This window comes from Natrialba sp. SSL1 (genome assembly GCF_001861355.1).
Taxonomy (GTDB): Archaea; Halobacteriota; Halobacteria; order Halobacteriales; family Natrialbaceae; genus Natrialba.
In genome coordinates this window covers 108,404-133,225 of sequence record NZ_MASN01000040.1, presented here as the reverse complement: position 1 = coordinate 133,225, position 24,822 = coordinate 108,404, and the positions used below count along the sequence as shown (strand labels likewise).

20 protein-coding genes and 1 tRNA gene are annotated in these 24,822 nt (G+C 62.2%); 12 read left to right on the top strand and 9 right to left on the bottom strand.

Annotation, left to right across the window (positions count from 1 at the left end; translation table 11 throughout):
* Positions 1 to 175 precede the first annotated feature (175 nt).
* A complete protein-coding gene (locus tag BBD46_RS15370) occupies positions 176 to 463 on the top strand; it encodes a DUF357 domain-containing protein (RefSeq protein ID WP_071402571.1) in 288 nt (95 codons plus the stop codon).
* A gap of 73 nt (positions 464 to 536) precedes the next feature.
* On the opposite strand, the gene BBD46_RS15365 is transcribed toward BBD46_RS15370, so the two are convergent.
* Positions 537 to 1,274, bottom strand: a complete 738-nt coding sequence (locus BBD46_RS15365) for a fumarylacetoacetate hydrolase family protein (protein ID WP_071402570.1) — start codon at positions 1,272 to 1,274, stop codon at positions 537 to 539.
* A gap of 115 nt (positions 1,275 to 1,389) precedes the next feature.
* The gene (locus BBD46_RS15360) at positions 1,390 to 2,238 is read right to left on the bottom strand and encodes a sugar phosphate isomerase/epimerase family protein (RefSeq protein ID WP_071402569.1); all 849 of its coding nucleotides are present in this window, start codon (positions 2,236 to 2,238) and stop codon (positions 1,390 to 1,392) included.
* 365 nt (positions 2,239 to 2,603) lie between these two features.
* On the opposite strand from BBD46_RS15360, the gene BBD46_RS15355 reads away from it, so the two are divergent.
* Positions 2,604 to 5,168: a PQQ-dependent sugar dehydrogenase gene (locus BBD46_RS15355; protein ID WP_071402568.1), complete on the top strand. Its 2,565-nt coding sequence runs from the start codon at positions 2,604 to 2,606 to the stop codon at positions 5,166 to 5,168.
* A 61-nt stretch (positions 5,169 to 5,229) separates the two neighbouring features.
* Here the strand turns inward: BBD46_RS15355 and BBD46_RS15350 are convergent, their stop codons facing one another.
* Genes BBD46_RS15350 through BBD46_RS15340 form a run of 3 tightly spaced genes read right to left on the bottom strand, consistent with a single transcriptional unit; the run spans position 5,230 to position 7,875 of the window.
* Complete coding sequence (locus BBD46_RS15350) at positions 5,230 to 6,240, bottom strand: UbiA family prenyltransferase (protein ID WP_071402567.1); 1,011 nt, start codon at positions 6,238 to 6,240, stop codon at positions 5,230 to 5,232.
* Positions 6,241 to 7,071: a sugar phosphate isomerase/epimerase family protein gene (locus BBD46_RS15345; RefSeq protein WP_071402566.1), complete on the bottom strand. Its 831-nt coding sequence runs from the start codon at positions 7,069 to 7,071 to the stop codon at positions 6,241 to 6,243.
* Positions 7,072 to 7,074: 3 nt separating this feature from the next.
* Positions 7,075 to 7,875, bottom strand: coding sequence for a TatD family hydrolase (locus tag BBD46_RS15340; protein ID WP_071402565.1), 801 nt, complete (start codon positions 7,873 to 7,875; stop codon positions 7,075 to 7,077).
* Positions 7,876 to 8,174: 299 nt separating this feature from the next.
* Between BBD46_RS15340 and BBD46_RS15335 the strand changes: the two genes are divergently transcribed.
* From BBD46_RS15335 to BBD46_RS15315, 5 genes are all read left to right on the top strand, one after another.
* A complete protein-coding gene (locus BBD46_RS15335) occupies positions 8,175 to 9,422 on the top strand; it encodes an inositol-3-phosphate synthase (RefSeq protein ID WP_071402564.1) in 1,248 nt (415 codons plus the stop codon).
* Positions 9,419 to 11,005 carry an alkaline phosphatase family protein gene (locus BBD46_RS15330; RefSeq protein ID WP_071402563.1) on the top strand — a complete coding sequence of 529 codons (1,587 nt, stop codon included), beginning with the start codon at positions 9,419 to 9,421 and terminating at the stop codon, positions 11,003 to 11,005. Before BBD46_RS15335 ends, BBD46_RS15330 begins: the two co-directional genes overlap by 4 nt.
* Positions 11,006 to 11,219: 214 nt before the next feature.
* Positions 11,220 to 11,294: transfer RNA gene (locus BBD46_RS15325), tRNA-Glu, on the top strand.
* Positions 11,295 to 11,522: 228 nt separating this feature from the next.
* Positions 11,523 to 13,535: an ATP-binding protein gene (locus BBD46_RS15320; protein WP_084777777.1), complete on the top strand. Its 2,013-nt coding sequence runs from the start codon at positions 11,523 to 11,525 to the stop codon at positions 13,533 to 13,535.
* Positions 13,532 to 13,975 (top strand): response regulator, encoded by a 444-nt coding sequence (locus BBD46_RS15315; protein ID WP_071402562.1) that lies wholly within the window; start codon positions 13,532 to 13,534, stop codon positions 13,973 to 13,975. Before BBD46_RS15320 ends, BBD46_RS15315 begins: the two co-directional genes overlap by 4 nt.
* Positions 13,976 to 14,023: 48 nt before the next feature.
* Here the strand turns inward: BBD46_RS15315 and BBD46_RS15310 are convergent, their stop codons facing one another.
* Positions 14,024 to 14,392, bottom strand: coding sequence for a DUF7344 domain-containing protein (locus BBD46_RS15310; protein WP_071402561.1), 369 nt, complete (start codon positions 14,390 to 14,392; stop codon positions 14,024 to 14,026).
* 402 nt (positions 14,393 to 14,794) lie between these two features.
* Between BBD46_RS15310 and BBD46_RS15305 the strand changes: the two genes are divergently transcribed.
* Positions 14,795 to 15,733, top strand: coding sequence for a hypothetical protein (locus tag BBD46_RS15305; protein ID WP_071402560.1), 939 nt, complete (start codon positions 14,795 to 14,797; stop codon positions 15,731 to 15,733).
* The gene (locus BBD46_RS15300) at positions 15,730 to 17,646 is read left to right on the top strand and encodes a pyrroloquinoline quinone-dependent dehydrogenase (protein ID WP_071402559.1); all 1,917 of its coding nucleotides are present in this window, start codon (positions 15,730 to 15,732) and stop codon (positions 17,644 to 17,646) included. Before BBD46_RS15305 ends, BBD46_RS15300 begins: the two co-directional genes overlap by 4 nt.
* 233 nt (positions 17,647 to 17,879) lie before the next feature.
* Here the strand turns inward: BBD46_RS15300 and BBD46_RS15295 are convergent, their stop codons facing one another.
* Entirely contained in the window at positions 17,880 to 20,105 is a 2,226-nt protein-coding gene (locus tag BBD46_RS15295; protein ID WP_071402558.1) for a PQQ-dependent sugar dehydrogenase, read from the bottom strand.
* Positions 20,106 to 20,674: 569 nt separating this feature from the next.
* Entirely contained in the window at positions 20,675 to 21,043 is a 369-nt protein-coding gene (locus BBD46_RS15290) for a hypothetical protein (protein WP_071402557.1), read from the bottom strand.
* Between the two features lie 222 nt (positions 21,044 to 21,265).
* Here BBD46_RS15290 and BBD46_RS15285 point away from each other — a divergent pair, with 222 nt between their 5' ends.
* Entirely contained in the window at positions 21,266 to 21,493 is a 228-nt protein-coding gene (locus BBD46_RS15285; protein WP_071402556.1) for a DUF5795 family protein, read from the top strand.
* A 108-nt stretch (positions 21,494 to 21,601) separates the two neighbouring features.
* Here BBD46_RS15285 and BBD46_RS15280 read toward each other — a convergent pair whose 3' ends face one another.
* Positions 21,602 to 22,492, bottom strand: coding sequence for a UbiA family prenyltransferase (locus tag BBD46_RS15280; RefSeq protein ID WP_071402555.1), 891 nt, complete (start codon positions 22,490 to 22,492; stop codon positions 21,602 to 21,604).
* A 284-nt stretch (positions 22,493 to 22,776) separates the two neighbouring features.
* Between BBD46_RS15280 and sucC the strand changes: the two genes are divergently transcribed.
* Positions 22,777 to 23,928 carry an ADP-forming succinate--CoA ligase subunit beta gene (gene sucC / locus BBD46_RS15275; RefSeq protein ID WP_071402588.1) on the top strand — a complete coding sequence of 384 codons (1,152 nt, stop codon included), beginning with the start codon at positions 22,777 to 22,779 and terminating at the stop codon, positions 23,926 to 23,928.
* Complete coding sequence (sucD, locus tag BBD46_RS15270) at positions 23,928 to 24,800, top strand: succinate--CoA ligase subunit alpha (protein WP_071402554.1); 873 nt, start codon at positions 23,928 to 23,930, stop codon at positions 24,798 to 24,800. Before sucC ends, sucD begins: the two co-directional genes overlap by 1 nt.
* Positions 24,801 to 24,822 lie beyond the last annotated feature (22 nt).

The following is a 24,822-nucleotide window of genomic DNA, read 5'->3' as shown; positions in this document are numbered from 1 at the left end:
TCTCTTGGTAGGGAAACGGGGCGTAAACCCCTTGCGTTCCCAGCAACAGGCTGCTATGTGTCACTATTGGGCACCCAGTTTTGCGACTGGTGGCTGGTGGCCGATGCCTGGCGGCCACTGGTTGGCAGCCGGCGGCCGGCGACGCACTTACGGCGCTCTCCGAGAAGGAACCAGTATGGCTGCGGATCTCGCCGAAAAGACGGACCGCTACGAAGGATTACTCGCGGAGGCACTCAAGGAGGCCACGGTTGCACCCCGTGAGGGAACCCCAATGGCCGAGGCGGCAGCGGACTGCTACGGGATGGCGGAGTCCTACCTCGCGGATGGCCGCCACTTCCGCGACCAGGACGACCTCGTGAACGCGCTGGCGTCGTTCTCCTACGGGCACGCCTGGCTCGATGCGGGTGCGCGTATCGGCTTGTTCGACGTGCCGACAGAGGGGCATCTGTTCACGGTCGAATAGTGCGTTTGCTGTCGGTCGAAGCGGGTCAGCGAGTAACGAGTAACGAACAGCTGACCAGACCGAGACGCCGCGATCAGGGTACGCGAACCGTGTGCTCGAGTACCCCCACACCCTCAACCTCGATTTCGACCTCGTCGCCATCGTTCAGCGCGCCGACGCCTTCCGGCGTGCCGGTCGCAATCACGTCGCCCGGTTCGAGCGTCATGTAGGACGTAATCTCGGCGATCAGTTCCGGAATCGGGAAGATGAGCTGCTCACGGTGGCCGTCCTGGCGAAGTTCGCCGTTGACGCGCGTCTGCACACTAGCGTCGGCTGGCACCTCGTCCGGCGTCGCGAGCACCGGGCCGAGCGGGGCGGCACCGTCGAAGGCCTTGCCGCGGATCCAGTTCTGTTCCTGGCGCTGGTCGTCGCGATTCGAGACGTCATTCATGCAGGTGAAGCCCTCGACGACATCCATCGCGTCGGCCTCGGGGACGTGACGACACTGCTCGCCGATGACGACGGCGAGTTCGGCCTCGTGGTCGATTCGCTCCTTCCCGGCGGGGACGGTGACCGTGTCGCCGTGACCCGCGAGCGCGTTCGGCGGCTTCAAGAAGAGTAGTGGCCGATCCGGTACGTCGGACCCCATCTCGTCGGCGTGATCGGCGTAGTTGCGGCCGATACAGACGATTTTCGATGGCTCACACGGTGGCAGCACGTCGATCTCGTCGCTGTCGAGACTGTAGCTCTCGTTTGCGAAGTGAACGTGACCGTTCTCGAGTGTGCCTCGTCGAACTGCCCCTGCCGGGTCGCGGAATCGGACGTATTTCATGGCGGATGGGTTGGGACGATGGGGCAAAAACGTTGAGGTGGCGGCGGGGTTCGCGACGGGATGAGGTAATCCGTTCAGCGACGATCACAGCGGTTGTGTGGTGGGTTTCAGGACTTTACACGTACTGTGCGAGTTCGTCGTAGGCCTCTCGGGCCGCCCGGTCGGGGTCGTCGGGATAGGTGTAGAGCTCCAGCGTCGCGAACCCGTCGTAGTCGATGTCGTCCAGCGCGTCGAAGATGGCCCGAAAATCGAGGTCGCCTTCGCCCGGAATTCGGTGATAGTGCTTCCCCCGGCGGCCGCCGACGATGTCCTCGAGATGGACGCCCGTAATCGAGCCGGCGCTGCGGTGGATGCTCTCGACCACGTTCTCGCCGTAGACCGCAGCGTGACCCACGTCGAGATTGACCCCGAGGCTGTCGCGGCCGATCTCGTCGATCAGTGCGAGCACTTCGTCGGTGTTCTCGATCAGGAGTTCGGGTTCGAACTCGATGCCAATGTCCACGCCGCGAGGCTCGGCGTAGTCGAGAATTTCGTGGAGCGAGTCGTGAAGGTACTCGCGGGCCTCCTCGGGGAGCGTTCCGGGGAGGGGCCGGCCGGTCGCGAGACAGACGGCGGGCGCGTCGACGGTCTCGGCGAGGTCGATGGCGTGCTTCGTGTACTCGACGCGCCACGCGCGGGCCTCGTCGTCCGCCTGGATGATGCTCGGTTCGAAGAAGGACGAGGGCGGGGCATCGTCGTAGTACCCCGTCGCGGTGTTGGCGTTGATGTTCGAGACGGCGAGCCCGGTGTCCTCGAGTGCCTTGATGAGGTCGTCGCGGGCGTCGTCGTCGAACTCGGGGAAGTAGGCGTGTGGCTCGTCGCCGAGGAGTTCGACGCCGGCGTAGCTGTGGTCGGCGATCCGTCGGACGGCCTCGGGAAGGGGGTGGCGCGTGTACGCGTTCGTCGAGAAGGCGAGGTCGACCATGGCGACCGTACACCGACCCGCCACTAATGGATTTGTGCGGGGTGTGCAGGGCGAGCGGCGCAGTTCGACCTAATGACTGCTTAGTATGTGAAACGAACGACAAGTACAGGTTGTCCGCGGAACGATTTGCCCGGTTTAAGACCGCGCCTGCCGGAACTCGTGACCGGGCGAGTCCGCGAGCGTACGGTAGCGACCCGAGCAGCGCCAATCCCACTGCGAAACATCGCAGGCAACGCGACGGCAACGTTCTGCTGTTGGTTCTCCATTGGTGGTGCCGACGGCAGTAACCTGTCGTCCGAACGCGTCCAGTCGATCTGTACGGGTACGCTTCTTGCTCGCCAGACGACCCACTACCTTCGATTACCATGTCTTCAAACGAGAGCGAACCCGAACCCGGGCCAGAATCCGAATCGACACACAGAGCAACGACGACAGACACCGAGCGCGAACTGGCCACCAATGGACCCCGTTCGGCCACAGAATCCGAGTCGGCCAGCGCGACCGCACTCGAGTTAACCGGCCAATCGAGACGCACGCTTCTACAGGCGCTGGCGGCGACGGGGTCGGCGGCGGCGCTGGGGTCGGTTGTGAGTGCGCAAGATGACGATGGTGATGATGACGGGGCGATGGACGACGAGGAGGTCGAGGACGAGACGGATGTTGACGCCGAACTGGAAGACATCCCGGTGGCCGGCGAGTTCCCGGAAGGCGAGCAGGTTGGCTTGCAGAAGGTCGCGGAGGGGCTCGCAGCACCGACGGATCTCGATTACTTCGAGTGGAACGGGGAGGTGTACACGGTCATCGTCACGCAGACTGGCCAGGTCTACGTGACGGATCTGCTAGACGAGGAGGATGCGGACGATGCGGCCGAGGACGACGAAATCGACGCGGAAAACGGAGACGAGGACGTCGCAAACGACGAAAACGACACGGCAGTCGACGACGAGGACACTGCGGCTGACGACGAAACCGACGATGACGCCGTTGCTGAGGATCCGGACGACACAAACGACGACGACACCGACCCAGGAGACACCTTCGAGGGCGGCACCGAATTCGTCTTCAACGGCGTCATCCCCGCCTGGTTCGGCATGGAACCCGCCGAGATCGACGACACGGAGAACCCGACACTCGAGTTAGTCGCCGGCGAGACCTACACGTTCACGTGGGAGAACGGCGATGGCCAGCCCCACAATGTCGTCATCCTCGACGAGACGGACACAATTCTCGAACGCACGGAGATCATCTCCGAGCAGGGCGAGACGCAGTCACTCGAGTTCGAGGCGACGCCGGAGATGGACCGCTACGTCTGTGAGGTGCATCCGGGGACGATGGTTGGGCGGATTCAGGTGGAAGGTCCCGAGGAAGAGGAAGAAGAGGTCGAGGAGCCTGAGGAGGACGAGGCGCTGACGCCGGATCAGATGGACCTGTTGCTGGACATCGAGGATCAGCTCGTCAGTCTCGGGATCGGCGAACTCGGCGACTACGACGAGCGCGGCCTGCTCGGCATCGCGTTCCATCCGGAGTTCGACCAGGACGGCCGGTTCTACGTCCGCTACAGCGCGCCAGAGCGGGAGGGACTCGGTTACAACCACACCGACGTGCTCGCGGAGTTCCAGGTCGACGACGACCTCTCGGTCGACCGCGAGAGCGAGCGCACGATCATGGAGATTCAACAGCCACAGGACAACCACAACGGCGGGCGGCTGGCGTTCGGCCCCGACGGCTATCTCTACACGTCGGTCGGCGACGGCGGTAACGTCCACGACATCGGCATCGGCCACGTCGAGGACTGGTACCCGGAGAACGAGGGCGGAAACGCCCAGGATACGCGCGAGAACCTGCTCGGCGGGATCCACCGCATCGATGTCGACGCCGACGAGGATCAAATGTACGGCGAGTACGGCATCCCGGACGACAACCCGCTGGTCGGCGCGGAGGGCGAACTTGAAGAGTACTACGCCTGGGGCTTCCGGAACCCGTGGGGGATGTCGATCGACGACGACGGGCGAATGTTCGTCGCCGACGCGGGCCAGCACTTCATCGAGTCCGTCTACGATGTCGAGGAGGGCGGCAACTACAGCTGGAACGTCAAGGAGGGCTCGCTCTGTTTCAGTACGGAGACGCCGCTCGATCCGCCGGCAGAGTGCCCCGACGAGGTCGGCGAGGACGCCGGCGAGGCCCGTGCCGGCGAGCCGCTACGCGACCCGATCGCGGAGTACCAGCATCGGCGTGTCTCGGAGGCATTCATCGACAGTTCGGTGGTCGTCGGCGGCCACCGCTACGCCGGCGAGGCGATCCCCGAACTCGAGGGAACGTTCGTCTTCGGTAACTGGAGTAGTCTCGGCGTGGCGGAGGCGGACGGTGAGGTGCTTGTTGCGACTGAGCCGGAGGCAAATGATGATGAGGTGGTCGACGAGGACAACGACGAGGTAGTCGACGAGGACAACGATGAGGTGGCTGACGACACTGACGACGAGAACGGAAACGGTGTCGCCGACGAGAACGATGTCGATGAAAACGGTGTCGACGACAACGGTGAGAACGGTATCGACGAGAACGACACCGACAACGGCGACGACACCGACACCGGAAACGACCTCGTCGAAGTCGACGAACGCTGGGAACTCACCGAACTCCAGTTCGAGGGCGCAGAGGACGACTCGCTGAATCGCTACGTCTACTCCGTCGAGCGCGATCACGAGGGCGAACTGTACGTCCTCGCGAACACGGACTTCCGGCCGTTCCCCGAAACTGGAGAGATCTACAAAATCGTCCCGGCGGACGAGGGCGAGGAGGTTCCCGAACCCGAAGACGCCTACGTCGTGACGGGCGAAGACGAAGCAAACGGAGAGGAAGAGAGCGAGGAGGAGGCCGAAGCCGCCGAAGATCCCGACGCCGAAGCCGGTGAGGCAGACACCGACGACTGACGATCAGGCCTCTCAAACCCGCTCTTTCTCCACGCTGAGTCTCCCCCTCCAATCTCGAGGACTATGTCACGTCGAACACCCGCGACAGCCCTACCGCCGGCACGAGAAACACGGCCACCGCGAGCCCCCACCAGATTCCAGCCACCGCTGCGAAGGCCGCGTCGAGCAGGACGAGTCCGAGCACGCAGGCACCCACCGCAGGCCCCACCGCTTCTGGAACCGGATCCGCGTACGCCGCCCAAAGCGGCCTGCCCACCCACCAGCAAAAGAGCACGGCGAAGCCGAGCGCGAGGGCGGACTCGAGTACCCCCGTTCCCACGCTTACGACCACCCAGCCGAGCACGGGGAGTGCGGCGAGCGCGCCCGCGGCGGCGACGGCGATTGCAGGGCGATTCTGGCCCTGGGTTTCGCGGGCGGCCATGAAGGTGACGGCGGCGATGTAGACGACCACGATAGCGGGGACGGCGAGCAGCGCCGGTCCGAAGTCGGAAAGGACGAAACCGGCCGCCGCGGCGGTCGTGCCGAGGACGACGTTCAGGCCGCGGGTCGCGCCCATCGCGAGGAAGCCGACGCCGGTGTCCTTGAGCGGGCCGTCGTAGGCGACGATTGCGCCGGCGAGCAGCGCGGCGACGGTGGCCCCAGGAACGCCGGCCGCGGCGAACGCGACGGCGACGGCGGCGAGCAACAGTCCAGCCCCGAATCCGAACGCGCCGCGTCGTGAGATATGTCCCGAGGGAATCGGTCGGTCGGGTCGTTCGCGGGCGTCGATCGGGGCGTCGAACGCGTCGTTGAGCGTCGTCCCGGCGGCGTAGAGCAGAACCGAAGCGACGGCGAGCCCACCGACGGCCGGAAGTGAGAGTTCCGCGCCGGCAACCGAGACGAGCGCCGCGCCGAGAAGCACGTCGGGCGGCGCGGTGAAGAGGTTCGGGACGCGGACGAGTTCGGCGACGGCGGCGAGAGTCTCGCGGTGTGTGGCGATTGTGCCGGCGTCAGAGGAAGTCGAAGTGACGGACTCGGAGCGCTCACCGCCTGCACCGCTGTCGCTGCTGCCGTCGACGCCCCCGCCGACCACCTACGCCCACCCGTGTTCCTCGAGATACGCCATCGCGTCGCGGGCCGTTTCGACCGCAGTCTCTTCGTATGGGTAGAGTTCGATCGTGACGAAGCCGTCGTAGCCGCGCTCGTCGAGTTCGCCGAGGAAACCGTCGATGTCCATCGCGCCGTCGCCGAGCTGGGTGTGTTCGTGCGTCCGATCTTCTGGAATGTCCTCCAGATGGTAGTGTGGCGTATACTCGTGGAGGTCCGCGACCAGCGCGGCAGGATCCTCGTCGACGCAGTAGAAGTGGCCCGCGTCGAAGTTACACCTGATCCGGTCCGAGTCGACGCGCTCGAGCAGGTCGAGGAACTCCTCTGAGGTCTCGATCAGCAGGTCCGGTTCGGGCTCAACGAGCACGTCGACGCCGACATCCTCGGCGCGGGTGGCGACCTCCTCAAGTCCATCGATGAAGGTGTCCATCGCCCACTCGCGGGACTTCTCCTCTGGGATCGGGCCGCCAGGCTCGATCGAGATGTGGGGGATGTCCAGGTCGGCGGCGGTCTCGAGTGCGGCGAGCGTATAGTCGACTCGCTCGCGGCGGTAGTCCGCGTCGGGTTCGATGAACGAGGGATGGTGGAAGTCCTCGATCGCAGTCAACATGAACGCGTTCCCGTTGCTGATCGCGATGTCGTTGGACTCAAGTGCGTTACGGATGTCCCGAATCTCGTCCTCAGTGGCGGTCGGCGGGTAGAGGTGGGGCTCGTCGAGCAGGAGTTCGACGCCGTCGTAGCCCGCGTCGGCGAGTTCCTCGATCGCGTCGGTGAGTTCGTACTCGCGGAAGGCGTTCGTAGAGAAGCCAAACTGCATAGCTCAGGCCTCGTAGTCGAAGTTCGGCGATTGGTCGAAGAACTCGTAGGGGTTCTCGAAGACGACCTTTCGGACCTCTTCGCGGTCCCAGCCGCGGTCTAGCATTTTGTCGCGCGCCTTGGGGACGGCGAGCGGGTCCGAGGGGTCCCAGTCGGCGGCGCTGTTGAAGATCATGTTGTCGGTGCCGTACTCCTCTAACAGGTCGATTGCGGCGTCGGCCTCGATCTTGCCGGGGTAGAGGGTGAAGCCGATCCAGCAGTCGGTCTGTGCAGCGATATCGATCGTGTTCTCGGTGTTGTGGTCGATGATGATTCGGTCCTGAGTGACGCCCATCTCCTCGATGATCTTGACGATGCGCTCGGTGCCGGCCGGCTTGTCGGTGTGGGGGGTGTGGACGATGACGGGCAGTTCGCGATCCTCGGCGATCTCGAGTTGCTCGCGGAACGCCCACTCTTCGTCGTCGGTGACCTGGTCGAAACCGATTTCGCCGACGCCGACGACCGGATCGCGGTCGAGATACTCCGGAATGCGCTCGAGAACTTCCTCGGCCATCTCCCGGTAGTTCGCCTCCTTGGGCTCGAGGCCGATCGTCACGTAGTGGTCCATGTTGGCCGTCCGCTCTGCGCGGTCGGTCTCGTGTTCGATGATCTGCTCGAAATAATCGAAGAACGCGCCCGCGTGCTGTTTGTCCTGCCCGCTCCAGAAGGCCGGCTCGATACAGCACTCGATGCCCGCGCGTCGCGCCCGCCTGTAGTCGTCGGCCGCGCGCGACACCATGTGCATGTGGGGGTCGATAATGCGCATGTCCCGGAGTACGGCAATCGCCCGCTTTTGGAATGCCGGTCGTTCACGCAGCTAATCTCATATTGTGCCTGAACGACGGTCGCCTGGCTCGCGGGGAATGTCGCGTTAGTCTCGGCCAAAACCGTGTTACGCGTGCTACGGCGGGCATAACAAAAGCCGTCCCGGACCGATGGCTTCCGGATGAGTGAACACGCGCAGCCGCTGTCGACGACCCCCGGCGCGATCGCGCGACAGTCGAGGCCGAGCGCCCCGAGCGCCGACGGCCTCCACCAACCTACCCACTGCGCTCGTGATGGCCGATGAGTGCTGACTCACCTCGCGCAGCCGACTCGAAACACTCGCTCACCGGAGATCGGACCGGCGTCTGGCTCGTCGGCGCGCGTGGAAACGTCGCGACGATGGCCATCGTCGGCGCACGGGCCATCGCCGCCGGCCACACAGATACGACCGGCATGGTCACCGAGCGCGAGCCAGTCTCAGCACTCGAGTTGCCACCCGTCGAGGAGTTCGTCTTCGGTGGCCACGACATCGATCCGACCTCGCTCGTCGAGCAGGCAGAGCGCCAGTGCGAGCGAAACGGTGTTCCCGATGAAGAAACCCTTGCGGGCGTCCGTGACGACCTCGCCGCCGTCGACGAGCGAATCGAAGTTGGGACGGCGATCAACTGCGGGGCTGCGGTGACCGACGAGAGCGAACAGCTCGACGAATCGCTCTCGCTGCGGACCGTTCTCGACCAGATCCGCGACGACTACGAGTCGTTCCGGACCGCACACGACCTCGACCGACTCGTCGTCGTCAACGTCGCCTCCACAGAGCCGGAGCTCCCCACAGCCGACCGGTACGACACCCGTGACGCACTGGAGGACGCACTCGACGATGACGACCGCGATCTGCCCGCAAGCGTTCTCTACGCCTACGCCGCCATCGACGCCGGCCATCCGTTCGTCAACTTCACGCCGAGCACGGGCAACGCACTCGGCGGGGTACAGGAACTCGCTGCCGACCGCGACGTCCCCCACGTCGGCCGGGACGCCAAAACCGGCGAAACGCTCGTCAAGTCCGCGCTCGCCCCCATGTTTGCCGGCCGGAACCTGAACGTTCTCTCCTGGGAGGGCCACAACATCCTCGGCAACAAGGACGGCCTCGTACTCGAGGACGAGCAAAACGCAGCCGGCAAACTCGCGAGCAAGGGCGACGTACTCGAGTCCATCCTCCCAGACATTGGCCACAATCGCGTGCGAATCGACTACACGCCGTCACTCGCGGACTGGAAGACGGCCTGGGACTACATCCACTTCGAGGGCTTCCTGAACACCGAGATGACGATGCAGTTCACCTGGGAGGGGTCGGACTCGGCACTGGCCGCGCCGCTCGTGCTCGATCTGGTTCGGCTGATCGCACACGCCGACGAGTACGGCGACGGTGGTCTCCAGCCCCAGCTCGCCTCGTTCTTCAAGGCCCCGCTCGGGGTTGACGAGCACGATTTCTCGAAGCAGTTGCACTGGCTGTACGACTACGCGAGCCGCCACGGTGAGACCGACGCATGACTGACGACACTACTGACGACACTGTTCCTGATACGACTGAACGCACCGATGACGAAACAGACGCCGAGACGAACGGCGAGACAGGTACCCAATCCACTCCCATCGAAACCGACGGCGGGACCGTCGAGCAGGATGCACTCGAGTTCGACTCCGAAACGGTCGACTCCACGGGTCGACTCATCGTCCTCGACGTCGTCGGGCTCCAGCCCCAGCACATCGACGCCGAGCGGACCCCGACGCTGCACTCGTTCTTTCCGGACGAGCGGGTGACGGACCTTCGACCGCCATTTCCCGCACTGACGGTGCCAGCGCAGACCACTCTCGCGACCGGGACCGGGCCGAGCGAGCACGGCGACGTCTCGAGCGGTGAGTTCGACCGCGAGCGCCGGGCCGCCGAGTTCTGGGAGCGCGACCGCGCCGATCGCGACCGGATCTGGGAAACTGCGAGCGAGGCTGGGCTGACGACCGGCGTGCTGTTTTTCCAGCACCTGATCGGGACGACCGCCGATGTCGCGGTGACGCCCTCGCCCATCGAAGACGAGGACAACAACCTGATCGAGATGAACTGCTGGACGAATCCCGACGGGTTCTACGATGACCTCCAGGAAGCGTACGCACACTTCCCGCTGCACAACTACTGGGGGCCAGGCGCGAACGAGGAGGGAAGCAAATGGATCCTTTCCGCGGCGCGCGAGGCGGTCGAGCGCTTCGACCCCGACCTGCTCTGGGTGTACGTTCCCCATCTGGACTACGTCGGTCAGAGCGACGGCCCGAGTTCCGACGCGTTCGACGCGGAACTCGAGACGGTCGACGAGATGCTCGGGGGCTTTCTCGACTTCCTCTCGGGGACCGACCGCTGGGATGAGACCGCTATCAACCTCATCAGCGAGTACGGGTTCCACGACGTGGAGCAGCCCGTGTTCCCGAATCGGGCGCTTCACGAGGCGGGGCTCCTCGAGACCGATGCGGAGGGTGACGCCGACATTCCGAACTCCGCCGCGTTCGCGATGGTGGATCATCAGCTTGCACACGTCTATGTGGACGCAGACGCTGGCTCGGGCGCGGGCTCGGACGCGAATGCGGGTACAGACACGGACGCGGAAACAGATGCGACCGCGAGCGCGGATGCACTCGAGACGGCCCGCGAGTTGCTCGCCGATCTCGACGGCGTCGCCACCGTCATCGACGACGCCGAGAAGGCCGAGTGGGGGATCGACCACCCGAACGCGGGCGATTTCATCCTCGTCGCTGAGCCGGACGCCTGGTTCCAGTACTACTGGTGGACGGACCACGACAACGCGCCGCCGTACGCGACCGACATGGACATCCACGACAAGCCCGGCTTCGACCCCTGCGAGCTGTTCTTCGGCGAGGACGGGATGGTCTCGCTCGACCCCACGAAAGTCAGCGGCTCTCACGGCCGCGTTGACGAATCGGCCTACGGCTGCTACGCCCTCGGTGGCCCGGCCGCGCACAATGTCGATCTCAGTTCGGTCGATGCTATCGACGCAACGGCCGTGACACCGACGATCGAGGGAGTACTCGAACTCGAGTACGGGACGCTCGATCAGAGGGCGGAGTGAGCCGATTGAGAGTGAATCGCTAACGGGGGAGAGGGTCGGTTGGACGAGGGGACGATGCTGATTCAGCGGTTTGAACGGCCCTGGTGGCAGAAATGGGTGTGTCTGCGTTTCGAGATGGGGCTCACTCGCCGTGTACGTCAGTACGTGCCACGACGGACGCGGAACGGAACGTTTTTTATTAACCCTCGGCAAGCAGAGAGTGCGTACGAGACACGCTCCGTTGGTGTAGTCCGGCCAATCATTTCGGCCTTTCGAGCCGATGACCTGGGTTCAAATCCCAGACGGAGCACTCTTCTGAGGAACGACGTGACGAAGAAGGAAGCGCACGTTCTGGGATTGGGACATGACCAGCCGCGCGCAGCGATGAGTACGTCTGGGCGTGGTCAAATCACAGACGGGTACTCCTAACATCGTTCCTTATTGGTGTTTTCTAGTCCGCTGGAGATGGCAACTTCGGAAGACGCGGGAGTAGAACCGGTCCAACACTTCTATACGGCCTCTACCCGCAGTTGCACCAATGGCATACTGGCACCGCCTCGTGTCTACGATCGGCGGGAGACGTATTATTGGCGCTCTTGGGGCGCTCTATGTCGTACTTGCCGTTTTCCGGGCAGTTATCATGTTCAATATTGGTGAGCCGACCAGTAGCATCCTTCTCATAACGCTGTTAATCGTCGTTCCTGGGTTCCTCCTCATCTACGGCGCGTACTCGCTCTCACGGAGCGATATCAGTGCCGAGTTCCACACTGACATCACTGGATGGTGTCTCGCCGGGTTCGGGGCAATGGCAGGTCTCCTCATCTTGTTTCATCTCCAGCCCGAAGGCGGTATTTCCGAACCACTGACCGGAATTCCGATTCTCACGGCGCTGGGTAGCGTCGGAGGGCTTGGTGTCGGTATCTACGACGGACGGGCCAAGACGCAAACGCAGCAACTCAAACGCCGAGCCAAGCAGCAAGAGGCTGTGGCCCACCTCGGCCAGTTCGCACTCGAGGCCGACGACCTCAACGATCTCATGTACGAGGCAGCCCGCAAGGTCGCGGATGCACTCGACAACGACTACTGCAAAGTGCTCGACCTCGACCCCGAGAACGAGGAACTACTACTCCGCCAGGGTGTCGGATGGAAGGAGGGGATCGCTGGAGAGGCAACAGTCTCGTCTGTTGAAGCGGACTCACAGGCAGCGTATACGCTGGCGAATAATCACCCGATCATCGTCGAAGATCTCGAGACGGAGACACGGTTCAGCGGGCCGGAATTGCTGACAAGTCACGATGTCCACAGCGGCATCAGCACCATTATTGGGCCGTTCGACGAACCGTGGGGGATTCTGGGGACGCACGATACCGACCAACAAGAGTTCACCGAGGAGGACGTCAACTTCGTCCAGAGCGTCGCCAACATCCTCGCGGAGGCGATCGAGCGCACAGAAAAGGAGAACCAGTTGCGAGATCGGAAGGCACAACTGGATGTGGCGACCGAAGCCGCGTCGATCGGGATCTGGACGTGGGATATTCAGAAGGATGTCGTTACTGCAGACGAGTCTCTCTTGGAGTTGTACGAAATGGATCCAGCAACAGAAGGTGCCCCGATGAAGGCCTTTTACGAACCAATCCACGAAGATGATGCGAAGGAAACATGGGAGGAACTCGAGCGAGCCATCGAGGAGACAGGCGAACTCAGGACCGAGTTCCGAATCGAGAGGACGACCGGTGACATCACCTGGGTCGAATCTCGTGGAGAGGTCGAATACGATATTTATGGCGAGCCGGTTCGGATGCACGGCGCAGTTGCCGATATCACCGAGCGCAAAGCACGGGAGCAACGATTAGAACAACTGGTCGCTGATCTCGAAGAATCGAACAAACGGTTAGAGAAGTTCGCTTATGCTGCCTCACACGACCTGCAAGAGCCGCTGCGGATGGTCTCGTCGTACCTCCAACTCATCGATAGCCGCTATGACCTCGACGAGGAGGGAGAGGAGTTCCTCGAGTTCGCCGTGGATGGGGCCGAGCGGATGCGGTCGATGATCGATGGGTTGCTCCAGTACTCCCGCGTCGAAACACAGGGCGACCCATTAGAGCCGGTCGACTTGGAACGCATTCTTGACGATGTCCGTGAGAACCTACAGGTAACAATCGAGGAGAGCGACGCGACGATTGAGGCGGACTCACTTCCACGTGTTCAGGGCGACCCCGACCAGTTACGCCAAGTGGTCCAGAACCTGTTGGATAACGCCATCGAGTACAGCGACGACCAGCCGACGGTTCACGTAACCGCAGAGCGGAACGGCACGGATTGGATCGTCTCCATCGAAGACGAGGGAATCGGGATCAATCCCGAAGAGCAAGAGCAAATCTTTGAGGTGTTTCAGCGAGGCCAAAGTCGCAGCGATGGCGATGGTACGGGAATCGGACTTGCGCTCTGTGAGCGGATTATCGAGCGCCACGGCGGGGACATCTGGGTCGAGTCCGAACCCGGCGAGGGGTCGACATTCTCATTTACCCTCCCTTCGAGTGGGAGGCAATGAGCAAGAATGAAGCAGATATTCTCCTCGTTGAGGACAACCCTGGTGATGTTCGACTCACCCGAGAAGCGTTCAAGGACGGGAAGATCGCTAACACACTCCACGTGACGGAAGACGGCGTTGATGCACTCGACTTCTGTTACCAGCGCGGCGAGTTCGCCGATGCGCCGTGTCCGGATCTCATCCTGCTTGATCTCAACCTGCCACGGAAGGACGGTGAGGAAGTCCTTGAAGAGCTCAAAGCGGACTCCAATTTGAGGCATATCCCAGTTATCGTTCTCACGAGCTCAGATAGCCACGATGATCTGGTCAAATCGTACGACCTCCACGCCAATGCCTATCTGACGAAACCAGTCGACCCGGTTGAGTTTATCGATACGATCCAGACGCTCGAACAGTTCTGGCTCTCTCTCGTTCAGCTACCCGAATGTGACAGCCGATAAGAAGATAAATAGCAACGGGGCACAGGAACGATGACAGTCACGCGGGATCTAATAGCCAGGGACCAACTTTTGGAGAATTGAGGTCTTGCCGGTGCGCTCGCGTTCTCCAAAGGAGCCCTTAAGATCATCGAATACATCCATGAGAATGACTTCCTGATTTTCCTGATCATATTGAATGACGTTATGATCGTCAAGCAGCGGGAGGTGCTTGTGTACGAGTGAAATGGCAACACGTTGGTAGGCTTCCTCGCTGACTGTCTCCGGATGTGCATCCTGTTCTTGGGCAGCGATCTGGTATGCAAGGTCGTCGACGGTTCGCTTCCCATTCTTCTTCAGAAGATAGAGGAGGTGTCGTCGCTGGGGATCCGAGAGAATCGTATGTGCGGCGTCATTCGTGAGGGATTGCTTTCTCGCCATCGGTAATTATGAATTGTAGCGCTTCCAAGTCAATACTTACTCCAACGTGATTTGGATCTTTGTTTATATAATCGAAATCACTACCAAACCAGACTCTCACAGCGAGGGCAATATCGTGATTCGTCGCGGCGTGATAGTCTCGCGCTATGTGCACTACTTGGTGTCATCTTAACATGATATTATAGATGGTGACTCGGATGGTGATCGTTGTACAAGTGATGCCTGTTTCGGCTGTGTTCCGATGCAGGTTGTCGGCTCGGCCAACATACTATTATTCACCGAAATGAGGGATGGCGAGGGTAAAACTTGGTAACATATCACAGTACACGTCGAGAAACCTCTCGCAGAAGTCGAAACTGTGGAAACAGCTAATTGCTGGACTGTCCCGCGTTCTCCTGTGCCATGGCATACGGTACCGACCCAAGAGAGCGGTATAGTTACGGAGAGGTCAGCGACGATGAACGCCGTGAGTTCCTGAAGGCACTCGGTGTCATCGCCGGCGGGACGATCGCGGGAGCGACGTTGCACGACCTCAGAGCGGAGGTATCGAGCGGCACAGCAAGCGGGCTGGCCGAAATGGGACAGGGGATTCGTGACGGGCTTACCGGCTCGCTCGACGCCACACTGTTGAGCAACCAATTGGGTGCGTTGACGGCGTCCTTCGAGCAGTTGCCCGAAATCGAGACGATGGGCGTTCCCGAGGCCGGCTCCGAGGCGTATCAGGCGCTGACCGGGCCAGCGTGGGAGATCAACGCGCACCTGGCGGATGTCGGCTTCTTTGCGAGCGCAGAGCAGACGCTGCCGGCGTTCACGCCCGAACACATCGAGACGACGACACGGCAGTTGCTCCACCTCGACGCGCTGCCGGCCACGCTGGCAGAGGTTGGTTTCGCCGAACAGGAGCAAGCAGCGCTCGTGACAAACATCGTCAACGCGCGCGAACAGCTCTCGTGGTGGATGCCGACAGAGGCATACCCGCCGGCAGAGGCGCTCGACGACGGCGTCGTCTACGACTACGTTGCGCCCCTGCATCAGCGAGCTGCGGAAGGATCCCTGCTGTGGATCGACGGCCTCGATCACTACCTCTGGACGAACGAAGTGCTCGTCACCTCAGAGATGATCGACCGCGGGCTCTGGGACATTAAGTCCATGCTCGGCGGCTACTACCTCATGGGTGCCGCCGCGCGCGACCTCGCGGAGGGCTCCATCGCGGACGAACACCTCTCGACTCTGATCAGCGGCAGCAGCGCGATCATGATCATCGGCCAGGAGTTCCTGCTCGACGACGTGATCCGAATCACCGACGACAAGCGCGCCCCAGCTGGGGTGACCAGCCAATGACGTTCGAATCACACCTCGAAGAACTCCCGGAAGACGCACCGTGGGACGAGATGCCCGGCGAATCGCAGCTCGAACAGTACGATACAGACCAGATTCCGGAGGTCGATATCACCGAATCCGACATCCGCGAATCCGGGCAGAACCCCGAGAACTGGCTCGTCTTCGGTAACAACTACGAAGGCCACCGCCACACGACGGCCGACCAGATCACGCCGGAGAACGTCGACCAACTCGAGTTCGAGTACGTACTCGAGTTGGGTGCGCCGGAGAACGACTTCCAGGGGTCGCCGCTGGTAGTGCAGGGCGATCCGCCGATTATCTATCAGACGATCGGACCGGACAGGCTGTACGCGATCAATGGCCGAACCGGAGAAATTCTGTGGCGGAACATCTACGAGAACGCAGACGGAACATCGGCGGAGACGCCGCCGGCAGAGCGTGGGCCGGCGGTGCTCGGTGACATGATCTACAAGAGTACGTTGGATCTCGGCGTGCTCGCGATGGATCGCTATACCGGTGAGCCGGAGTGGTACTACAACGGTGCGGCGGCGTATCGCGGAGAGGTCGCCGACACCGATGTCGGCATGCACGAGGAACTTCGCTGGGAGCGCTCGCGCGGGACCACATCGTCGTTCCCGCCGATGATCTGTGACGGCGTTCTGATGAAGGGGAGCTTCGGCGGTGAGTTCGGTGTTAGTGGATTCTTCGACGGGATCAACGTCGAGGACGGCTCGCCGGAGTGGCGGGTGAATATGACGCCCGAACACGAGTGGGTCGGCGACTCCTGGATGCACGGCGGCGGGACGGCCTGGGCGGCGTCGAACCTCGATCCCGAGAGCGGGACGATCATCATCCCGTCTGCAAACCCAGGGCCCTGGTATGGAACCGTTCGGCCGGGATTCAACCCCTACACGGCAGGAAAAGTCGCGGTCGACATCCAGACGGGCGAGTACGAGTGGCACTACCAGGACGCGCCACACGACTGGTGGGACTACGACTCACCGAGTCCGGCGCTGGTCTTCGAAGAGGAGCACAACGGCGAGCCGACGCGGTTTGCGGCGTGGCCCGGCAAAACCGGCTGGGTCTACACGGTCAACATGGAGACTGGACAGCTCCACCAGCGAAGCGAGGAGTACGTCCAGCACCACAACATGTGGTCGCTGCCGCCGTACGAGGATCTGGAGGATGCGCCGTGGATTATGCCGGAGCTCCGCGGCGGTACGAACCCACAGACCAGTTCCTTCGACCCAGTTTCGCGGACGATGGTCGTCAAGGGCGTGAACCACCCGATGAAGTTCTCCTGGTTCGAGGTCGAGTACGAGCCGGGTGAGGTCTACATCGGCATGGACACGATCAGACGAGACCGGGTCCCGGGCGAGGAAGAGGAGATCGACGAACCGGATATCGAAACGCCGCGCGAAGAGATCGTCGAGGTCGAAGAGGAACTCGAAGACGAGGAAGAGGATGTCGAGACAGTCGACGATGACGAGGAGGACGAGGAGGACGAGGAAGAGGAAGAAGAAGAGGAGGAAGCAGCCGAAGAGATCGAAGAAGAAGAGGTACCGTTCTGGAACGAAAACGGCGGCGTTCTCGCCGGTATCGACCCGTTCACCGGCGAGGTGAAGTGGCAACAGTGGTACAGCTGGCAGCAGACCCCGCCGTGGGGCGGTTCGATGACCACGGCGACCGGGATCACCTTCGCCGGCGATGGTCGCGACCTGTTCACCGCGTTCGACACGGAGACCGGCGAAGAACTGGCCGAGTGGAACGTCGGGGCCGCCGTCTCCGGTGCGCCGATCAGCTGGTACGATCCCGGCGAAGACAAACAGTACGTCGCCGCACCGGCAGGCGGCGAACGTGAGGACTGGACCGAGCCAGGAAACCGGTTCGCCGTCCTCTCACTGCAGCGCTGATCGATTCCCCGTTCGTTTTTTGACGGCAGCTGTTTTCGGATCCTCGACTCCGTGTCATCACGAGTCACGAATCACGAGTCCTGAGTCCTGAGTCACGAGCTACGAGCCACGAACACCACGTTACAAGTTACGGGACACTCTCAGCAGCGAATCACCTCCTTCTTACTGCCGAAAAATGAACGAGAGCGTCGACCGAGTCGAGGCCGTTTGACGGATCCTCGTGTCAGTATCCGTCAGTTGTCCTCGTTTTCGTCGTTTTCGTCGTCTTCGATATCGTCGTCGACCTCGACGTCATCTTCATCGTCGTCCATTGCATCGTCCTCTTCGTCGAGGTCGTCTTCGTCCTCGTCCACGACTCCGTCTTCCTCTTCGTCGACATCCTCATCGTCAGCCGGCACAATACGGCTGACGAAGCCTTCGCCCTCGATCGTCGGCGTGTCGGACGTCAGGACGTAGACCTCGCCGTCGGCGTCGCGGCCGAAGGCGTAGACGAGCTGCTCCATCATGCCATCGCCAGCGACTTCGCCGTCGCCTTCGACGGTGAGCTCTTCGATGTCCCAGAGGTCGACCTCGTCCGGCGGATGGTACTGTTCGAGTCCGTCTTCGTCGGTCCCGTTCTCGTCGTCCGCTCCGTTTTCACCTTCGGGATCGACCGGCTCGAAGTCCTCGCCGTTTTCGTCCTCTGCATCGTCGTCCGCTCCGTTCTCGACCTCGTCGTCATCGTCCTCGACGCCGTTGTCGTTCTCGTCGTCGAGGGCTGCATCGTCCTCGTCCTCGTCGTCCTCGGGATCCTCTTCACCGTTTGGCCACCCTTCTGGCGGGTGGGCGATGAAGAGTCGGCCGGGACCTTCGCCGTCCCAGCTCCAGTCACCGAAGACGTAGGCGTTCTCGAGCTCCCCGATCTCGCCGGCCTCGTACATCGTGCCGCCGATGATCGCGGTGCCGATGCGGTCGCGCTCGCCGTTGTCGGTTTCGGCCCCGCGTTCGGCGTCTTCTTCGTCGCCGTTCTCCTCGTCCCCGTTGGCCTCGTCGCCGTACCGACCCATATCGACTTCCTGTGGGTACTCGATTACGGGGCCGAGTAGCGGTTCGCCGGCGCGTGGCTCGGGGAGATCGTCCGAGACACTGTCTGGACAATCCTCCGGCGGCTCTTCGGGCGTGTCTGGGTCGAAACAGTGGGTCCCTTCCCAGACGTTCCAGCCGTAGTTGCCGCCCTCCTCGACGTGGTTGATGATCTCGAACAGCGCCTGCCCGACGTCTGCGGCGAGCAGTTCGCCGTTCTCGAAGGACATACCCCACGGGTTACGCAGTCCCCACGCCCAGTACTCCGGCAGGTTCTCCTCGGAGTCGACGAGCGGGTTGTCGTCGGGAATGCCGTAGTTTCGCTCCTCGTCACCGTCGTCGTCGACATCGAGTCGGAGAATGCCGCCGAGTAGGTTGTGCTCGGTGTCCTGTCCGTTGCCGCCTTCGATTTCGGGATACCAGTCGTCGACGTGTCCCTCGTCGCTGTCACCGGCACCACCACCGTCACCTGTCGAAACGTAGAGACAGTCATCAGGCCCGAACGCGATCGGACCCGCGTTGTGGTTGAACTGCGGCTGTGGGATCTCGAGGAGGATTTCCTCGGAATCGGGATCTGCTTCCGTGTTGTCGTCGTCGGCCGTCTCGAACTGTGCGAGTGTATCGAGGTGGTCGACGACTTCCGGCACTTCCGCACCGGGTGCGCCGTACTCTGGCTCCTCACCCGGCGCGCTGTACCGGACATAGAATCGTCCGTTCTCCTCGAACTCCGGGTGGAAGGCGAGTCCGAGCAGGCCGCGCTCGTCGAAGTCGCCGTCGAGTTCGACCATCCGATCTTCGATGTCGAGGAACGGCTCGTCCTCGAGTCCGTCCTCGCCGTGGATGTGAATCTGACCGGTCTGGTCGACGATGAATCGGCGATCGGTCTCCTCCTCTGCAAACTGGAGGTCGATGGGTGCGTTCAGGCCGTCGGCGACGGTTTCGAGGCCGACGGTTGGGCCGTCGCCGATGATGGCGTCCGGTTCGTCTTCGACCTCTTCTTCCTCGCCGTTAGCCTCGTCGACGAGTTCGATATCCCCGCGCATGGACTGGGGATGGGGTGCACAGTAGTACTCGGCCATCCCTTCCTCGGCGGTGAACTCGACTTCCTGGGTCTCGCCCGTCCCCGAGATGACGTCCGTTTCGACGAAGTTCTCTTCACCTTCTTCGTCTTCGATGACGAAGTTGTGTCCGGCGCCGTCTTCGTTCTCCCAGATGAGGGTGTACTCCTCGCCCTCGACGAGTTCGAGCGTCGGATTGCGCTCGTCTGCGATATCATCGGGAGAGCTTCCGATCCAGCCACTGGTTCGGCCCAGCAGTTCTATCTGGTTGTTTTCACCGTCCTGTGCGAGTGCCGTCGTCGCAAACCCTGAAACAGACGCGAGTGCAGTCGCCTGCATCAGGAGCCGCCTGGATACCGTGTGTGATCGGTCTGACTGATGTGCTGTCATTGTATGTACCTGTCACCGTAGTGTGCGTTCGCCTGGATAGCGCTGGTATCGCACTATCGACACGCTCTGTGTCGGATAGCGACGTGTCCTCGTTGGACAATAAACCGGAGCGATCGTTCCTCTACTAATCTCGACTTGTCTGAATTTCGAACGAGAAACACGTATTTAGCACCGAGTAATGGTCTCTTCTACTGGATCGAGAGTGGCTCTCTCCGGCAGTGAGGGTATCTGCACCGTCACATCCGTTCGGAACCCGTGACTGTGATCGTAACCACATTTTGCGTGCCCGAATTGCGTCCTCTGGTATCACTGGAGCTGTCGACTTTCTGGAATTTGTGTACTGGTCTCTACAGGTGTCTATCGCGTGACCAAATTATGGTTACACCCTGCGGCGTTCCGGACGATTGCTGGTCGCCACAGCTGACGTGTCTCCCGTGGACACTGTCCAATTGGACTTCAGAATCGAGACCGTTCCTATATCTCCTGTGACAGCGAGTCGACTAGCCGACCCATCGGGTTCAGTTGTCGATTCCGGGACGCTGGAACGTGGTCTCGCTCTCGCTGTCGGTCGTGGTCTTGTTCCCGGTCGCTGCTTCGACCCCTGGTCCGTCTGTGGCTGTTTCGACCGCACGCTCGAGTTCCGGTGCAGCGAGAATCTCGTTTCGCGTTGGCTCTGCGGCTCGCCAGAAGTAGTACGTATCCGCACAGCCAGCGATCAAGTCCGAAAGCGGCTGGTCGTCATCGTGGACGACGGATACCAGATCACCGGTCACTGCGACGAGGACCGCATCGGTTGGCTTGTGCAGTTCCTCGCGGAGCTCTGTAACCGTACAATCACACGGCAGTTCCAGACGAACGCCGTCCACGGTCGCCCAGTGTGTCTCCATGCGGTCACAGACGGTCGATGGGACTTATACCGTTGTGCACGCAGTGACAGGCAGCGGTCAGTAGTCGTCTCTTACCACCGAAACGCATATTTTGGCGGCACGTCCACACCATCTCCTCACACCTCATCAGAATTGTACCCAACCATACGCAGAGCGACGAATCTATCACACAGTGTAACTGCGCTGAAAACGCTTAGGAGTGTCGCGCTCACATGGGTAGTCGTGAGCGAAAATCGCGTCGTTCAGGGTCGAATGGTGACCGCACAGACGCTTGCAGAACTGATCGAAGACGACTCCGTTATGGAGGCCGAGCAAATTTCCGAGGCCGAGACGGACTGTCCAGAGTGCGGCGGGAACGTCCTCGAGGTCGGCTACATGCCGTCGGTGACGGAGTTCGTGACGGGACAGAAGTGCCAGGACTGCGACTGGGCAGCGACGGACCGGGACTGAGCCGCTGTTTTCTCTCAGGCTTCCACTCGAGTGCACGGTCAGATAAGCGTACACGGTCAGATGCGCACTCGAGTACACGGCTCTTGGAGGACTCCGACGAACACAGGGTCACCAGATGAGCAGCTCGAAGACGGTGACGACGGCGGCGAGAAAAATGTGCTCGCCGTCGACGATGAACCCGTAGTACAGCGGTCCGTAATCCGGATCAGCGAACGGAATGTACGCCCCGACGTAGGCGTTCATCGCGAGCACTATCAGGAACCGACTCGAGAGCACTCCGCTCAGAACGAGTGCGACGACGACCGCTGCGATCACGACGTTTGTCACCTGCGCGCCGATGCGAGTCCAGCGCGGCCCGAAAACGTTCGGCACCGTCGCAATCCCCTCCTCGCGGTCCCCCGTGATGTCCTTGAGGTCGAAGATGACGGCTGCGACAGTAATCATCGCGGTGACGTAGCCCGCCAAAAACAGGATGTCGACGGTCCAGAGCTGCTGGTAGTAGTAGCCCATTCCGAGGGGCAACAGTCCCCAGGCGAGGCCGACTACCACGTTCTTCACCAGAAACACCTGCTTCAGGCCACTCGAGTACGCCGCGGCGACGAGCAGCGGGACGAGCATGTAGCCGGCCCCCGGAACGCCGGCGGCGACGGCGGCGACGATTGCGAGCAGGTACAGCCCAGCGCCGACTGCCAGCCAGAGTCGGCCGTACCGTCGCGTCAGCGCCGCTCGGTCGGGCATGTTTTCCTCGTCCTCCGCGAGGTCCGTGAGCCGGTTGACGGTGTAGACGAACATCGTCACGGCGAAGACGATGAACAGCGGCAGCGCCTCGATGGGAAGGTCGGCAAGCAGCGCCGTCGTCACGACGACGCTCATCGTCGCCAGCGAGATAAAGAGGTTGCTGTGGACGAGTAACTCGAGTGCGCGCGTGAGTGACGAGCGCCAGCGGTCGACGGTGTCGGCGCTGTCAGTGTCAGTGTCGGTATCGGTCGAGGTGGTCACGGGTACCCTTCGCTGGGAGTGGCGGGTGTGGGTTGGTGGGGGAAGGCTGTCGTCGGGTCGGACGTCGTCGCCCGGGGCGTCGGTGTCGACACTGCCGAGACAGCTGGAGTGAACACGGAGTACGTTTGGATCCGTCGGGAGTCAAACCCTTCGGTCCGCGGTCTGCGTGGGCTGGCTGCTGCCGTGTGTCCGAGACAGTCGCCATCCACGTAACAGGCAGATATCACGCCGCGAGTGGAAACTAACAGGATTTAAGCAAGGTCAGAACGGCCGTTCGAATGGCTATGAAACTGCACGAGTACCAGGCGAAGCAGGTCTTCGCCGACGCCGGCGTCCCCACGCCGTCGTCCCAACTCGCCTCTGACGTCGACGGTGTACTGACCGCGGCCGAAGAGATCGGGTATCCAGTCGCAGTCAAGGCGCAGGTACAGGTCGGCGGCCGCGGCAAGGCCGGCGGGATTGAACTCGTCGAGAACGACGAGGAGGCCCGTGAGGCCGCCGAGTCCATCATCGGCATGGACCTCAAGGGCTACCACGTCGGACAGGTTCTCGTCGAGGAAGCGGTCGACTTCACCGACGAACTCTACGTCGGCATCACGATGGACCGCGGCGAGGGCAAGCCCGTCGCTATGGTCTCCACCAAGGGTGGAGTCAACATCGAGGAGGTCGCCGAGGAGGACCCCGACGCGATCGCCCGCGAGCACATCGACCCCGCGTTCGGCATGCATCCGTTCCAGGCCCGCAAGGCCGTCTACGACGCCGGTGTCGACAAGAGCGTCGCCAACGACGTCGCGAGCGTTCTCACCACCCTCTACGATCTTTGGGAGAGCCGCGACGGTTCCGACGCCGAAATCAACCCGCTGATGGTCACGGCTGACGACGAGGTCATCGCAGCCGACGCCGTGATGAACATCGACGAAGACGCCCTCTTCCGCCAGCCCGAGCTGGCCGAGATGGAAGAAGAAGCTGCAAGCGGCGGCGACGAACTCGAGCAGAAGGCAGACGAGTACGGCTTCGACTACGTCCGTCTCGAGGGCAACGTCGGTATCATCGGCAACGGTGCCGGTCTCGTCATGACCACGCTCGACCTCGTCGACTACTACGGCGGCGAGCCAGCGAACTTCTTGGACGTCGGCGGTGGCGCGAAGGCAGCACGCATCGCCAACGCGCTTGATATGGTCTTCTCCGACGACAACGTCGACAGCGTCGTCTTCAACATCTTCGGCGGCATCACCCGCGGCGACGAGGTCGCCAAGGGGATCAACGAGGCACTCGAGCAGTTCGACGAAATCCCGAAGCCGGTCGTCGTCCGTCTCGCCGGCACCAACTGGGAGGAAGGCATGGAGATTCTGAACGAAGACCTCGTGACTGTCGAACAGACACTCGAGGACGCGGTCGAGCGTACCGTCGCGTACGCCGAGGAGGTGAACGAATAATGAGTGTGCTAGTCGACGACGACACGCGCGTCGTGGTACAGGGAATTACGGGCGGGGAAGGCAAGTTCCACGCCGAACAGATGATGGAGTACGGCACCAACGTCGTCGCCGGTGCGGTCCCCGGCAAGGGCGGCCAGGAGGCCGCCGGCGTGCCGGTCTACGACACGGTCCACGAGGCCGTCGAGGAAGAGAACGCAGACACCTCGGTCATCTTCGTCCCGCCGGCGTTCGCGGGCGACGCCATCTTCGAAGCGCTCGACTCCGACCTCGACCTCGCCGTCGCAATCACGGAGGGTATCCCGACCCAGGATATGGCGAAGGTCAACAAGCGCCTCTCGGAAACCGACACCCGACTCGTCGGTCCGAACTGTCCCGGCCTCATCACGCCCGGCGAGGCAAAACTCGGTATTCTCCCCGGCAACATCTTCTCCGAGGGGAAGGTCGGTCTCGTCTCGCGCTCCGGGACGCTGACCTACCAGGTCGTCGACAACCTGACCAACCGCGGCATCGGGCAGACCACCGCCATCGGCATCGGCGGCGACCCGATCATCGGCACCGACTTCGTCGACGCACTCGAGCTCTTCGAGAACGACGACGAGACGGAAGCGATCGTCATGTGCGGTGAGATCGGCGGCGAGGACGAAGAAGAGGCAGCAGCGTTCATCGACGAGCACGTCGATACGCCGGTCGCTGGCTTCATCGCCGGCCGCACGGCACCGCCAGGAAAGCGCATGGGCCACGCCGGTGCAATCGTCTCCGGCTCCGGGACTGGCACCGCAGAGAGCAAGATTAACGCGCTGAACGACGCGGGCGTCCCCGTCGGCGACACGCCAGAAGAAGTCGCAGACCACATCGAAGAGTTCATCGCCTGAGCGCGGACACGCGCTCCGTTTT

What these genes read in the sequence shown, in the direction of transcription:
- BBD46_RS15330 (WP_071402563.1), top strand. Translation starts at nt 9,419, where the DNA reads ATGACTGACGACACTACTGACGACACTGTTCCTGATACGACTGAACGC.
- BBD46_RS15310 (WP_071402561.1), bottom strand. Translation starts at nt 14,392, where the DNA reads ATGGCGAGAAAGCAATCCCTCACGAATGACGCCGCACATACGATTCTC.
- BBD46_RS15300 (WP_071402559.1), top strand. Translation starts at nt 15,730, where the DNA reads ATGACGTTCGAATCACACCTCGAAGAACTCCCGGAAGACGCACCGTGG.
- BBD46_RS15355 (WP_071402568.1), top strand. Translation starts at nt 2,604, where the DNA reads ATGTCTTCAAACGAGAGCGAACCCGAACCCGGGCCAGAATCCGAATCG.
- sucC (WP_071402588.1), top strand. Translation starts at nt 22,777, where the DNA reads ATGAAACTGCACGAGTACCAGGCGAAGCAGGTCTTCGCCGACGCCGGC.
- BBD46_RS15295 (WP_071402558.1), bottom strand. Translation starts at nt 20,105, where the DNA reads ATGCAGGCGACTGCACTCGCGTCTGTTTCAGGGTTTGCGACGACGGCA.
- BBD46_RS15360 (WP_071402569.1), bottom strand. Translation starts at nt 2,238, where the DNA reads ATGGTCGACCTCGCCTTCTCGACGAACGCGTACACGCGCCACCCCCTT.
- BBD46_RS15370 (WP_071402571.1), top strand. Translation starts at nt 176, where the DNA reads ATGGCTGCGGATCTCGCCGAAAAGACGGACCGCTACGAAGGATTACTC.
- BBD46_RS15315 (WP_071402562.1), top strand. Translation starts at nt 13,532, where the DNA reads ATGAGCAAGAATGAAGCAGATATTCTCCTCGTTGAGGACAACCCTGGT.
- BBD46_RS15340 (WP_071402565.1), bottom strand. Translation starts at nt 7,875, where the DNA reads ATGCGCATTATCGACCCCCACATGCACATGGTGTCGCGCGCGGCCGAC.
- BBD46_RS15290 (WP_071402557.1), bottom strand. Translation starts at nt 21,043, where the DNA reads ATGGAGACACACTGGGCGACCGTGGACGGCGTTCGTCTGGAACTGCCG.
- BBD46_RS15305 (WP_071402560.1), top strand. Translation starts at nt 14,795, where the DNA reads ATGGCATACGGTACCGACCCAAGAGAGCGGTATAGTTACGGAGAGGTC.
- BBD46_RS15365 (WP_071402570.1), bottom strand. Translation starts at nt 1,274, where the DNA reads ATGAAATACGTCCGATTCCGCGACCCGGCAGGGGCAGTTCGACGAGGC.
- BBD46_RS15345 (WP_071402566.1), bottom strand. Translation starts at nt 7,071, where the DNA reads ATGCAGTTTGGCTTCTCTACGAACGCCTTCCGCGAGTACGAACTCACC.
- BBD46_RS15335 (WP_071402564.1), top strand. Translation starts at nt 8,175, where the DNA reads ATGAGTGCTGACTCACCTCGCGCAGCCGACTCGAAACACTCGCTCACC.
- BBD46_RS15320 (WP_084777777.1), top strand. Translation starts at nt 11,523, where the DNA reads ATGGCATACTGGCACCGCCTCGTGTCTACGATCGGCGGGAGACGTATT.
- sucD (WP_071402554.1), top strand. Translation starts at nt 23,928, where the DNA reads ATGAGTGTGCTAGTCGACGACGACACGCGCGTCGTGGTACAGGGAATT.